Here is a 12,723-nt window from a genome sequence, read left to right as displayed (position 1 = left end):
CGAGTGGCGGATCCCGCGCTGCACCGCGCATGACGGGGTGGCCGCTGACCACGACGATGACCGACCTTCCCGACCACCTCCACGAGCCGACCCGCACCTGGTTCACGTCGTCGTTCGCCGCGCCGACCCGGGCGCAGCTGGGCGCCTGGGAGGCCATCGGCGCCGGCGCCAACGTGCTGGTAAGTGCCCCGACCGGGTCGGGCAAGACACTCGCGGCGTTCCTTGCGGGCGTCGACCGGTTGCTGTTCGGGCCCGCGCCCGACGGGGCCCGCCGCACCCGCGTGCTCTATGTGTCACCGCTCAAGGCGCTGGCCTACGACGTCGACCGCAACCTGCGCGCCCCCCTGGTCGGCATCACCTACGCGGCGGAGCGAGCTGGCGTCGCGGCGCACCCTGTCGAGGTCGGGATGCGGACGGGGGACACCCCGGCAGACGAGCGTCGCCGCCTGGCGCGCCGGCCGCCGGACATCCTCATCACCACTCCCGAGTCGCTGTACCTGCTGTTGACGTCGCAGGCGCGTGAGGTGCTCGGCGCGATCGAGACTCTGATCGTCGACGAGGTGCACGCGGTCGCGAACACCAAGCGCGGCGCCCACCTGGCTGTCAGCCTCGAACGACTGGAGCACCTGCGCGGCGCGCGCGGGGCCGTGGCTCCGATGCAGCGCGTGGGGCTGTCCGCCACCCAGCGGCCGCTGGAGGAGGTCGCCCGGTTCCTGGGCGGTGGGGACGCGTCGGGCGCGGAGTGGACGCCACGCCCGGTGCGCATCGTCAAGGCACCTGCGCACCGGCCGCTCGACGTCGAGATCGTCGTGCCCGTCGAGGACATGGGCAGCCTCGGCGACATCATCGACGAGCCCGTGACCGGTCCCGCAGCCGGCGGCACCGAAGTGCGGCGTAGCATCTGGCCGGCGGTCCACCCGCGGATCCTCGAGCTGATTCGCGCCCACCGCTCGACGATCGTGTTCGCCAACTCGCGGCGGCTCGCAGAGCGGCTGTGCTCCCGGCTCAACGACCTCGCCGGCGAGGAGGACCCCGAGGCGCCGCCGCTGGCCCGTGCGCACCACGGGTCGGTGGCGCGCGAGCAGCGGCTGCAGATCGAGGAGGGCTTGAAGTCCGGTGAGCTGCGCTGCGTCGTCGCGACGTCGTCGCTGGAGCTGGGTATCGACATGGGCACCGTCGACCTCGTCATCCAGGTCGAGTCGCCGAAGTCGGTGTCCAGCGGGCTCCAGCGCATCGGCCGCGCCGGTCACCACGTGGGTGGGGTCAGCGTCGGCAAGGTGTTCCCCAAGTACCGCGGTGACCTCGTCGAGTGCGCCGTCGTCGTCCGTCGGATGCTCGACGGCGAGATCGAGCACACCCGTTACCCGCGCACGCCGCTGGACGTGCTCGCCCAGCAGGTCGTGGCCATGTCGGCGATGGACGCGTGGGCCGTTGACGACCTGCTCGCGTGCCTGCGCGGAGCGGCGAACTTCGCCGACCTGCCGCGCGCGCAGCTCGACGGCGTCCTCGACATGCTCAGCGGCCGCTATTCCTCTGACGAGTTCGCCGAGCTGCGTCCGCGGATCAACTGGGACCGCGTCGCCGACCGCATCGACGGTCGACGCGGGGCGCAGCGGCTGGCCGTCACCTCCGGCGGGACCATCCCCGACCGCGGGTTGTACGGCGTGTTCATCGCCGGCGAGGGCGATGGTCGGCGCGTTGGAGAGCTCGACGAGGAGATGGTCTACGAGACCCGTCCCGGCGAGACGTTCACGCTCGGCTCGACGACGTGGCGGATCGAGGACATCACGCGCGACCAGGTGCTGGTGTCGCCCGCGCCGGGGGAGCCCGGGAAGCTGCCGTTCTGGCACGGCGACGGGTTGGGACGCCCCATCGAGGTGGGGCGTGCGGTCGGTGTGTTCCTGCGTGAGCTCACCGACGCGGCGCGGGGATCTGCGGGCGACGCACTGACCACCGACTACGGGCTGGACGTGCTGGCCGCACGGAACCTGACGGCGTACCTCGGCGAGCAGGTCGAGGCCACCGGCGTGATCCCGAGCGACCGCACGATCGTGGTGGAGCGCTTCCGCGACGAGATCGGCGACTGGCGGATCTGCCTGCTGTCGCCGTTCGGCGGCCGGGTGCACGCGCCGTGGGCGCTGGCGATCGAAGCGCGCCTGCGGGAGCGCTTCGGCGTACCGGTGCAGACCATGCACGCCGACGACGGCATCGTGATCCGCGTGCCCGACGGCACCGAGACCGACTTGTCGCTGCTCGACCTGGTCGCGATCGACCCCGACGACATCGACGACCTGGTCGTCGGTGAGCTGGCAAACGCGGCCCTGTTCGCCTCGCGGTTCCGTGAGTGCGCGGCGAGGGCGCTGCTGCTGCCTCGGCGCCGCCCCGACGGACGGACCCCGTTGTGGCAGCAGCGCCAGCGTGCCGCCGACCTACTGGCCGTCGCCAGCCGGTACGGCCAGTTCCCGATCCTGCTCGAGACGTACCGCGAGTGCCTGCGCGACGTCTTCGACGTCCCGGCGCTGGCCACCCTGCTTCGCGACATCGCCGCGCGGCGCATCCGCATGGTGGAGGTCGAGACGCCCGTCGCGTCGCCGTTCGCATCGTCGCTGCTGTTCAACTACATAGCCAGTTACATGTACGAAGGGGACGCGCCGCTCGCCGAGCGACGGGCCGCCGCGCTGAGCCTGGACCGCGAGCTGCTCGCCGAGTTGGTCGGCAGCGAGGAGCTGCGCGAGTTGATCGACGCCGACGCACTCGCCGAGCTCGAGCTTGAGCTGCAACGGCTCGTGCCCGACCGCCGCGCGCGGGACGCCGACGGCGTACACGACCTGCTGCGGGCCATCGGCGACCTGCGCACCGACGAGGTCGTCGCCCGGACGGCGGCTGAGGAGGAGCGGGTGCACGCGTGGCTGGACGACCTGGCGTGCTCCCGCAGGGTGTACGAGACCGGGATCGGCGGCGAGCACCGGTGGGTCGCCGCCGAGGACGCTGGCCGGCTGCGCGACGGTCTGGGCATCCCCCCGCCGTCCGGGCTGCCCGACGCCTTCCTCGAGCCTGTGCGCCGCCCGCTGGTCGACCTGGTCGCCCGCTTCGCCCGCACCCACGGCCCGTTCCACGCCGCCGACGTCGCGAACCGGCTCGGCCTGCCCACGGACGCGGTCGACCTGGCGTTGGCCGAGCTCGAGCGCGAGGAACGGGTCACCCGCGGCGAGTTCCGGCCCGGAGGCGTGCGCCGCGAGTGGTGCGACACCGAGGTCCTGCGTCGCGTGCGGCGCAGGTCGCTGGCCGCGCTCCGACGTGAGGTCGAGCCGGTCGAGCCCGAGGCGCTGGCGCGCTTCCTGCCCGGGTGGCAGGGCGTCGGCAGCCGCGCGCGCGGTGTCGACCGCACACTCGAGGCGGTCGAGCAGCTTCAGGCCGCGCCCGTGCCCGCGAGCGTGCTCGAGGTTGACATCCTGCCCCTGCGGGTCGCCGACTACCGCAGCGCGTGGCTCGACGAGCTGACCGCGACGGGCGACATCGTGTGGGTGGGGCGGGGACCGCTGGGCTCCGACGACGGACGCGTGGCGCTGTACCTTCGCGACCAGGCACCGCTGCTCGTCCCGCATCCGCCCGACGAGCTGGAGGCACCGCTCGGCGGCCCTGTTCACCAGGCGCTGCTGACGCACCTGCACGCGCGGGGTGCGTCGTTCTGGCCGGACCTGTACATCGCGGCCGGCGGCGGCGAACAGCCGGCCGTCGTCGAGGCATTGTGGGACCTGGTGTGGGCCGGCCTGGTGACCAACGACAGCCTCCAGCCTCTGCGCGCTCTGCGCGGGAGGGTACCTCGCCGCGCCGGGTCGTCGCGGCGCCGCCGCCCCGGGCGCGTAGCGACCCGCACCGGCCCTCCACGGGCTGCGGGCCGCTGGTCGCTGGTAGCGGACCTGGTCGGCGATGGCGCCACGCCGACCGAGCGGGCGACGGCGCTGGCCGCCCAGCTGCTGGACCGCTACGGGGTGCTGACCCGGGACGCGGTCCGTGCCGAGGACGTCGTGGGCGGGTTCAGTGCCGTCTACGGCGTGCTGCGAGCGATGGAGGAGTCCGGCCGCACCCGGCGCGGCTACTTCGTCGAGGGCCTCGGCGGGGCGCAGTTCGCCGTGCCAGGCGCGGTCGACCGGCTGCGGGCGGTGCGCACGCCCGACGTCGCCGGCGAGGACGCCGCGACGCGCGTGCTGGCCGCCACCGACCCGGCGAACCCGTACGGTGCCGCGCTGGACTGGCCGGCGCCTCTCCACGACAGCCGGCACCTGCCGAAGCGGGCGGCGGGCGCGCACGTCGTGCTCGTCGCCGGTGCGCTGGCCGTCTTCGTGGAGCGTGGCGGGCGGTCGCTGCTCACCTTCAGTGACGACGGCGAGGCGCTGGCGGCGGCCGCCGCCGCCCTCGCGGACCTGGTTGACGACGGCCGGGTGGATCGCCTCCAGCTGCAACGGGTCGATGGGGATGCACCGCAGGACCAGCCGGTCCTGGACCACCTGCGTGCTGCCGGGTTCGTCGACCACCCGCGGGGGCTGATCCGGCGGCGCGGTGCGGAGCGGCCGACGGGTGGGCGGCTGGTCGGCTGAGCGATGCCCGAGGGTGACACGATCTTCCGGGCGGCGCGGGCGCTGCGCCACGCGCTGGAGGGCGAGACCGTCACCGCCGTGGCGACGACCGTCGGGCAGGTGCGCGCGCTGGGGGAGCAGCGCCTTGTCGGCCAGACCGTCGGTGCCGTCGAGCCGCGTGGCAAGCACCTGGTGATCTGGTTCTCACCGAGCGAGCTCGCACTGCACAGCCACATGCGCATGGCCGGGTCGTGGCACCTGTACCGCCACGGCCAGCGCTGGCGCAAGCCGCGCCACCTGCTGCGGTTCCGCCTCGAGACCGCGCAGTGGCTGGCGCTGTGCTTCTCGGCGCCGGTCATCGAGCTGCTGTCGGCTGACCAGGTCGCGCGTCACCCGACGCTGGCAGCGCTGGGACCCGACGCCCTGGGGGAGCAGCCGGACCTTGCCGAGGTGCGCTGGCGTCTGGACGCCGGCGGCGACATGACGATTGGCGAGGCGCTACTGGACCAGCGCGTGTTGGCCGGCGTGGGCAACGTCTACAAGAACGAGGTGCTCTTCATCCACCGGGTGGACCCGTGGACGCCGGTCGCCGAGGTCGACCCGGAGACGCGTGACGCGCTGCTCGACACGGCCGTGCAGCTGCTGCGACGCAACGTGCGGCCCGGCCAGGCGCGCCGGGTCACGACCGCGGCGACGGGGGCGGGCAGGGACCTGCACGTGTATGGCAGGAGCCGACGCCCGTGTCCGCGGTGCCAGCGCCCGATCGCCGTGGCCAGGCAGGGTGACCAGGGGCGGCTGACCTACTGGTGTCAATCGTGCCAGGGGCCGGGCCGGCCATGACGGCGGCGATCTCGGACCCGGCGCGGCGCCGGCTGCTGGGCCGAGCGCTGTCGCTGGCCGCGGCCGTGGCGCCCTTCGGGCTGGCCTTCGGCGTGCTGTGCACCCAAGCGGGCCTGCACCCGTTGACCGCCCTAGGGTTATCGGTCCTGGTGTTCACCGGCAGCGCGCAGTTCGCGGCGGTCGCGGTGCTCGGCAGCGGCGGCACGGTCGCGGCGGCGGTGCTCGGCAGCGGCGGCACGGTCGCGGCGGCGGTGCTCGCCGGGCTGCTCCTCAACGTCCGGTGCCTGGCGATCGGCCTGGTCATGGCTCCGGTGTTCCCGAGGTCGTGGTCCCGCCGGGCGCTGGCCTCGCAGCTGATGATCGACGAGGCGATGGCAGTCGGCACATCGGTCGACGAGCCCGACCTGCGCTGGTTCGGCTACCTGGCCGGCGGCCTCGGGGTGTTCGTGGCCTGGAACGTCTCGACGCTGGCCGGCGCGCTGCTGGTCTCGGGAACGGGCACCTTCGTCACCGACCTCGGCATCGACGCGACGATCCCTGCGGCGTTCCTCGCGTTGGTGTGGCCGCGCCTCGCCGACACGATGCAGCGGCGCGTCGCGCTGCTCGGCGGCCTGGTCGCGCTCGTGCTGGTGCCGCTGCTGCCCGCCGGCCTGCCCATCATCCTGTCTGCCGCCGCGGTCCCCGTCGTGCTGTGGACCCGCCCGACGCACTCCACCTCGTGAACCCGGGGACGGTGTGCATCGTGGGCCACGTGTTGGTTTCCCAGGTCGGGCGCCTCGTGGTTCCTGGGACGGTGTGCTCCGTAGGGCGCGTGCTCGCCCCCCAGGTCGGGCGCGTCGCGGTCCCGCGGGCCCGGTGCGCTGTGGTTGCGCGGGCCCGGAGCGGCGAGACGTGAGCACCGCGGTGGTGACCCTGGTCGTTCTGGCGGCGGGGACCTACGTGCTGAAGGCTGCGGGACCGCTGCTGCTGGGGCGGCGTGACGTCCCCGCTGTCTTCGCGCGCGGTGCGAACCTGCTGCCCGCCGCACTGCTGGCCGCGCTGGTGGTCACCAGCACCGTGACGGCCGGGCGCGCCCTCGTGGTCGACGCCCGCCTGTCGGCGCTGGTCGTCGCTGCCGCGCTGCTGGGGCTGCGTGCACCGTTCGTCGTCGTCGTGCTGGGCGCCGCAGCGGCGACCGCCGTGGTACGCGCCCTGGCGTAGGGCCTGGCGGGCGTCGAGCCGCTACCCGACGTCGTCGCCGTCGATGATGCGGACGTCCACGGCCTCGGGTCCGCGGCGCGTCTGGACGATCGAGAAGCTGACGCGCGCGTCGGTCGGCAGCGTACGGAACCCGCTGCCTACGATCGCGGAGTGGTGCACGTAGACGTCGTGTCCACCGTCGGTCGCGAGGTAGCCGAACCCCTTGTGGGAGAACCAGCGGACGTGACCGGTCACGCGGACCGACGCGTCCGGCGCGGTCTTCGCTGCCATCACTTATCCCCCCCGGGGCGCCGACGTCGTGACCCAGCCTCATACGTCCTCCCGGACCCAGCTGAACACCCTGGCGTCCGACGGCTCCTCCGCCAGATTCGGGAGGACAACCCAGCGCCGCAACGTGCCCTCATACGTCATACCTGACCGCTGGAGGACCCGTGCCGAGCGCACGTGATCGACAGCACAGTAGGCCCAGACGCGGTGGACGTCAGGCTGTGAGCGGAACCAACCGAGGATCTGCTCGAGCGCCTCGGACATCAGGCCGTGTCCCCACCACTGCGGTCCCAGGACGTAGCCGATCTCGATGCCGTGGGGGGTGTTGGCGGCGCTGATCGCACCGACCGGTCGATCCTCGGGGCGCACGAGCAGCACCCAGACCCACTCGGTGCCCTCGTGCCAGCTGGCCTGCGCACCCGCAAGGAACTCGCGGGTCTCGGAGACGCCTTGGTGGGTGCGCCACGAGAGGTGGCGGGTCGCCTGGGGGTCGCCGGCGTAGACGTCGAACAACGCGTCGGCGTCGGCGACGGTCACGGGTCGTAGGTGCAGACGCTCGGTCGTGAACCGCTCGGGTGGCTGCATGGCGGCGCACGCTAGCAGCCGCTGGTGCTGGGCCGCAGCCTGAACGGGGTGTCCTACAGCGAGCGGAAGAACCGTGCCGCCACCGGCGCCGCGACCTCGGCGCCACCGCCGCCGTCCTCAACGAGCACCGCCACGGCGACGTCGGCGCGTGCCGCGATGACCCACGCGTGGGTGCGCGGTGGATCCGCCGAGCCGTACTCCGCCGTCCCGGTCTTGGCGCGGACCGGTGGACCCGGCACGCTCGCCAGCGCCCGGCCGGTACCGTCGGTCACGACGCCGCGCATCATCCGGCGCATGGTCGGCAGGACGTACGGGTCGAGCGCGGGCGGGGTGTCGCCGGGTGCGGCGTGGTCGGGTAGCAGCGTCGGTGGCCGCCAGGTGCCGTCCTGAACCGCCGCGGCGACCGAGGCCATGACGAGGGGGCTCACGAGCACACGGGCCTGTCCGATCGTCGTCGCGGCGCGTTCGACGTCGTCCTCGGGAGCCGGCACCTGCCCGGTGTAGGCGTCGATGCCGGAGTACCACGTCCCACCGAAGCCCAGCACGTCGGCTGTCGTCATGATCGCGCCGTCATCAAGCCCGTCGGCGAGCTGGACGAAGGCGGTGTTGCACGACCGAACGAACGCGCCTCGCAGGGTCGTCGTGCCCAGCGCGAACCCGCCGGCGTTGGTGAACGTGCGCCCGCCGACGGTCGCCGAGCGCGGACAGTGCACCCGCGTGCCCGGCTCCATGCCGCCGACCAGCAGCGCCGCGCCCGACACGACCTTGAACGTCGATCCGGGCGGGTACCGGCCGGTGAACGCCCGGTTCTCGGATCCGCCGTCGGGACCGTTGGCGACCGCAAGGACCTCGCCGGTCGACGCGCGCAGCGCGACCAGCGCCGAGGGCCCGCCGACGGTGGACAGCGCGTGGTCTGCCGCACGCTGGACCGATGGGTCCAGCGTGGTCCGCAGGGCCTCCCCGTCCTCCGGTCGCGTCCGGTGCGGCGTCTGGACGGGTTCTCCGCCGACCTCGACGACCTCGACCTTGACGCCGGGCGTCCCGGCGAGCGCCCGCTGGAACCGCCGCTGGAGCCCCCATAGCCCGAGCGTGTCGGCGGCGTCGAACCCGAAGCCCGCCTCCTCGAGCACCTCGGCGGTCGCAGGCCCGACCCGGCCGAGCACGGAGCGGGCGAAGGCCCGGTCGGGGGTCAGCGGCAGGTCGCCACGTCGGAAGACCAGACCGGGCACCGGCTGCAGCGTGGCGCGCAGCGGTGCGTAGTCGTCCATGCGCAGCGTGATGACCTCGACCAGCTCGTCGGGGTCGGCGTCGTCGACCCGCACCTGCAACGACGCGCGATCGACGCCCAGAATCCGGTGGGCCGCCCGCGCCACCTGCTCCGCGCTGCGCATCCGGCGGGGCTGGACGTACACGGTGACGACCGGCCGCCGCCTGAACAGTGGCCGGCCATCGGCCGACAGGATCGGCCCGCGTGCCGGTGCCGTCGTCCGCAGGCGCAGTGCCCGGCCATCACCGAGCCGAGGGTGCACGATGGTGGAGCTCCAGTCGACCTTCCACCCGTTGTCGACGAGGAGCAACGGGAGTCGTGCGTCGTACGCCCACGTCCCGGTCGGCAGTTCCCACGAGATGCGCAGGTGAGCCAGTGCGCGGGTTGCGGTGCCGTCGACGGAGGTGCTCTCGATGACCTCGACCGGACCGATCACGCCAACCGACGGCGATGTGGTGAGCTCGTCGGTGACATCGGCCAGCATCTCGACGGCGGCGTCGGCGTCGCCGGGACGCACCAGGTCCGCTCCGTCGACGCGGCCGTTGCGCAGGTCAGACGCGAACGCCTTGGCGACCGGCTGCGGATCGGGCGTGCGATCGAGCACGGCGCACCCGCACGCGGCGGCGAGCAGCGCGACGAGCAGCACAAGGTTCAGGCGGCGTGCGGTGTCCATGGACGGGCTCACGAATACGTAGGACGATCCGGATGGCGACCCCGTGGCCGCCACGGGCCCGGCGACGTCACCGGCGGGCCGCGATTGTGTCATGGGCGGAGATGTCCCGTCCCCGGCACCCGGCACCTCGTGTCGCGGCGCAGGCGACGGCGTGGCCGGTTCGCAGCGAATCCCCCCCGATGACGCACACCCGGACGGTGGCCAGCGTAGCCAAGAAACAGGTGACGTCCGGTTCCGCGCTGTGTAGAACGTAACCACGGTGCGGAGACAGCACAGGCGGGGTGAGCGGTGGGGGCATCGTTGCGTGCAGGTCTGTTGGTCTGCGTATCGGCTGCGCTGCTGGGAGTCGCGCAGCCGGCATCCGGCATCGGCGAGACGCTCCAGGAGCGGGGGCGCACCGTCGGCATCGTCGACGGGGATACGATCAGGGTCGACATCTGGGGGGACGGGACGAACAGGCCGAGGAAGGTGCGGCTGACCGGCGTCAATGCCAACGAGATCGGCGAGTGCCACGCGGCGGCGGCAACCGCGCGTGCGAGGGCCCTGACCCTCGGCCGCGTCACGCGGTTGTACGCGATTGACGTCGCAAGCCACAGTCGCGACCGGATGCGCCGCACCGTCTACGCGCGACAACCGGACGGCAGCTTCAAGAACCTCGCCAATCGGCTGGTTGGGTCGAGCCTCGCCAATGCCTCCGCGCTCACCGACGAATGGGGGCGCAACAGCGAGTACCGCAGGATCGAGGACAGCAGAAAGGCGCTGGGTCGACGGATCTGGGACAAGAACGCGTGCGGGAGCGGGCCACAGGCAGGGATCCAGATCCAACTGCGGGTGAACTTCGTCGGCGACCTGAGCGCTGAGTCCGTGACCATCACGAACCTTGATGACGAGACGCTGCGGCTCGGGGGGTGGTGGGTCCGCAACGCCAGTCCGGACCGCTACGTGTTCCCCAGCGGCACCAGGGTCCCGCCGGGCAGGAGGCTGATCCTGCGCTCCGGAAGCGGCACCCGGAGCGGGCGGACCCACTACTGGGGTGCGACCAGCGAGCGGTTCCTCGATCCCACCGACGACCAGACCGCGATCGGCGGCGCTGCCTTCCTCGTCGACCCGCACGGAGACATCCGGCGGTCTTTCCGCTACCCGTGACGATCCGTCACCGCTGCGATGGCCGAGAGCCTGGCACAACCGCCGCACGCGAACGCAGCATTCTCCCGGTCGCCCGTCGGTCGTCACGGCTTGACCAGCATCGACGGCTGTGCGCCCGCGCCCACAACGCCCGACGCTGGTGTGCCCCCGGACCAGCCGAAACGCGCGCGAGCAGGCGTCGGCCACGAATGCCATCGTGGTTCGACGGTGGGCGTGGAGGATGTGACGGTGCGGCTAGGTGATCGGTCTGTGGGCTCGCTCCGGTTGCTGGTGGGGTTGCCCGCGGGCGTTGCGCGGCAGGCGCAGGGTGAGATGCTGACCGATGGTGTGCGTCGCCGTCTGGGTATGTGGACCGCGGTCGGCGAGGTTGAGGGTTGCGGCGCGGCTGTTCGGGGACCGTTGCACCGGACGTGTTGGCGCCGTGGTGGGCGGTGAGCGGCACAGTTCCATCTGTACCGAGCAACGGCCTCAGCCGCGTCGCGTATGACCCCGCCATGAGGTTGGCTCGGGAGTCCGGCGTGGTCGAGCCGGATCTGCGGTCGAGCGCGTTCGGCCGCGACGTCGTGATGGGGGCGTCACTTGCGAGCGGATGCGGGTGGGGTGTGATCGACCTGGCGTGCTCGTCTGAGGTGACCTGGCGCTTGATGCTGTCGGTGCGCAGGTGGCGTGGGAACTGCCGCCGCGGCACGTCGTTCGCGGTCTCGTCCTGGCCGGGGTCGCGGCGCTGTGGCTGGCCCATCACGGACCCGACCGTGTCCGCGGGGCAGTACGGTGCCGCACGGGTGCAGGACGCGTTCCTGACGTTGCTGCGCAGCGGGGGTCACCGGGTGCCGTCCGGTTTGGGTCGGCAACGGGTGGGGCGGCGACTACGGCGTCGGCATCGTCGATGCCGTGGGCTGTTGCGGGCCGGGCTGCCCGAGCTGCCCGCGGCCGTGGCGGTGGAGAAGGCGCCCACGTGGTGAGTCCGGCGGTGGCCAGGCTGCAACCCGCCCTCGGCATGCTCAGGGGCCGGCCGGACCACAGCGTGTTGTGCGGTCCTCGTCACGTCCGTGCGCACGTCGCCAAGGGAAGACGCAACCAGGAGTTGCGGCCCAGATCAGGCGACGGTGTGAACGGCCTTACGGGAGCGGTACCACGTCTCGCCGACTGGCTCGCCCTGCATGTTCCAACTCCATGACACGGTAGGAGTGATGCGCATGTAGCGGCCAGGTCCAACCATCCCGACACGCTCGATCGGTTGCTCGGCGGTGCCGTAGACCCTGATGCCTCGTGCGATGAACGGGTCGAACGACACCAGGTCGTCAACGACGAGTGCGACGGTGGCGTGGCCGTGCTGCACGTTTCGGACTTTGCGGGTTGCCAGGACGGTGTCCCCGCCGCCGATCCAGAAGTGGGTGCCGTCGAACTCGAAGGCAACCGGGGGTCACGTCCGGCTGGCCGCCAGGTGCCACTGTGGCGAGCCTGGCCAGTGGCTGGGACCGCAGGTACTCGATCTCTTCCTCCGTGAACGACACGCTCCCTCCTGTCATGTAAACTGCACGGTGTAGTATTCAACGTTGCCGCCAACGTCGAGACGCCGAAGTGGCACCTCCGCGTAGCGTTGAGACCGTGCGGTCGCGGCTGGGCGACAGGGACGCTCACAGCGCAAGCGGCAGGCGATTGCCGACGCCGCTACCGCGGCATGCCTCGACACCGGGTTCCTCGGAACAAGCATGGACGAGATCGCCGCAGCCGCTGGCGTGTCGAGGCGCACTGTACGCGCACTTCTCCGACAAGGACCGACTCTTCGTCGAGGTTGTCGTCGCCACGGTCAAGGCCGTGAGCGACCCTGTGCACGGGAAGGTGCAGCGCCTACGGGACACTGGCGATGTCGCTGCTGACCTACGAGATCTCGCCCGAAGTGAGCTCGCGCTCGTCATGCAGCCGCGGATCATTCGTGTACGGCGCCTGGTGATCAGCGAGGTCGACCGGTTCCCCGAACTCGGGCTCGCCTTCTACGAGCAGGGACCTGGACGCATCATCAACGCGCTTGCTGAGACCTTCGAGCGTCTGACCGCTCGCGGTCTGCTGTACTGCGACGACCCGCTCGTCGCTGCGACGCATTTCAACTGGCTCATCATGTCCCAACCGCTCAACCGGGCCATGTTCCTCCACGATGCCGCCGTGCC

At 72.2% G+C, this 12,723-nt stretch carries 9 protein-coding genes and 1 pseudogene; 6 read left to right on the top strand and 4 right to left on the bottom strand.

Annotated elements, in window-relative coordinates; all coding sequences use genetic code 11:
* The first annotated feature begins 29 nt into the window (after positions 1-29).
* The 4 genes from VK923_08475 (at position 30) to VK923_08460 (ending at position 6,617) form a co-directional block, all read left to right on the top strand.
* Positions 30-4,598 carry a DEAD/DEAH box helicase gene (locus VK923_08475; GenBank protein HSJ44699.1) on the top strand — a complete coding sequence of 1,523 codons (4,569 nt, stop codon included), beginning with the start codon at positions 30-32 and terminating at the stop codon, positions 4,596-4,598.
* 3 nt (positions 4,599-4,601) lie between these two features.
* Complete coding sequence (locus VK923_08470) at positions 4,602-5,417, top strand: DNA-formamidopyrimidine glycosylase family protein (protein HSJ44698.1); 816 nt, start codon at positions 4,602-4,604, stop codon at positions 5,415-5,417.
* Positions 5,393-6,139: an AzlC family ABC transporter permease gene (locus VK923_08465; GenBank protein HSJ44697.1), complete on the top strand. Its 747-nt coding sequence runs from the start codon at positions 5,393-5,395 to the stop codon at positions 6,137-6,139. The genes VK923_08470 and VK923_08465 overlap by 25 nt, the downstream gene beginning before the upstream one ends.
* Positions 6,140-6,308: 169 nt before the next feature.
* Positions 6,309-6,617, top strand: coding sequence for an AzlD domain-containing protein (locus VK923_08460; protein HSJ44696.1), 309 nt, complete (start codon positions 6,309-6,311; stop codon positions 6,615-6,617).
* A gap of 21 nt (positions 6,618-6,638) precedes the next feature.
* On the opposite strand, the gene VK923_08455 is transcribed toward VK923_08460, so the two are convergent.
* Genes VK923_08455 through VK923_08445 form a run of 3 tightly spaced genes read right to left on the bottom strand, consistent with a single transcriptional unit; the run spans position 6,639 to position 9,409 of the window.
* A complete protein-coding gene (locus tag VK923_08455; GenBank protein ID HSJ44695.1) occupies positions 6,639-6,887 on the bottom strand; it encodes a cold shock domain-containing protein in 249 nt (82 codons plus the stop codon).
* Positions 6,888-6,926: 39 nt separating this feature from the next.
* Positions 6,927-7,469 (bottom strand): GNAT family N-acetyltransferase, encoded by a 543-nt coding sequence (locus VK923_08450; GenBank protein ID HSJ44694.1) that lies wholly within the window; start codon positions 7,467-7,469, stop codon positions 6,927-6,929.
* A gap of 53 nt (positions 7,470-7,522) precedes the next feature.
* On the bottom strand, positions 7,523-9,409 hold the full coding sequence (locus tag VK923_08445) for a penicillin-binding transpeptidase domain-containing protein (GenBank protein HSJ44693.1): 1,887 nt from the start codon (positions 9,407-9,409) through the stop codon (positions 7,523-7,525).
* A 315-nt stretch (positions 9,410-9,724) separates the two neighbouring features.
* Here VK923_08445 and VK923_08440 point away from each other — a divergent pair, with 315 nt between their 5' ends.
* Positions 9,725-10,555, top strand: coding sequence for a lamin tail domain-containing protein (locus VK923_08440; protein ID HSJ44692.1), 831 nt, complete (start codon positions 9,725-9,727; stop codon positions 10,553-10,555).
* 1,096 nt (positions 10,556-11,651) lie between these two features.
* Here the strand turns inward: VK923_08440 and VK923_08435 are convergent.
* Positions 11,652-11,963 (bottom strand): annotated as a pseudogene (locus VK923_08435) (PPOX class F420-dependent oxidoreductase).
* 410 nt (positions 11,964-12,373) lie between these two features.
* Between VK923_08435 and VK923_08430 the strand changes: the two are divergent.
* Positions 12,374-12,723 (top strand): TetR/AcrR family transcriptional regulator C-terminal domain-containing protein (locus VK923_08430; GenBank protein HSJ44691.1); only part of this gene is annotated, 350 nt, incomplete at its 3' end.

It is taken from the genome of Euzebyales bacterium (assembly GCA_035461305.1).
Lineage (GTDB): Bacteria > Actinomycetota > Nitriliruptoria > Euzebyales > JAHELV01 > JAHELV01.
The sequence above is the reverse complement of the archived record's forward strand: the minus strand, read 5'-3'. Positions and strand labels throughout refer to the sequence as shown.

Coding starts and splice junctions, on each gene's coding strand:
- VK923_08475 (HSJ44699.1), top strand. CDS start 30: ATGACGGGGTGGCCGCTGACCACGACGATGACCGACCTTCCCGACCAC.
- VK923_08470 (HSJ44698.1), top strand. CDS start 4,602: ATGCCCGAGGGTGACACGATCTTCCGGGCGGCGCGGGCGCTGCGCCAC.
- VK923_08455 (HSJ44695.1), bottom strand. CDS start 6,887: ATGGCAGCGAAGACCGCGCCGGACGCGTCGGTCCGCGTGACCGGTCAC.
- VK923_08450 (HSJ44694.1), bottom strand. CDS start 7,469: ATGCAGCCACCCGAGCGGTTCACGACCGAGCGTCTGCACCTACGACCC.
- VK923_08445 (HSJ44693.1), bottom strand. CDS start 9,409: ATGGACACCGCACGCCGCCTGAACCTTGTGCTGCTCGTCGCGCTGCTC.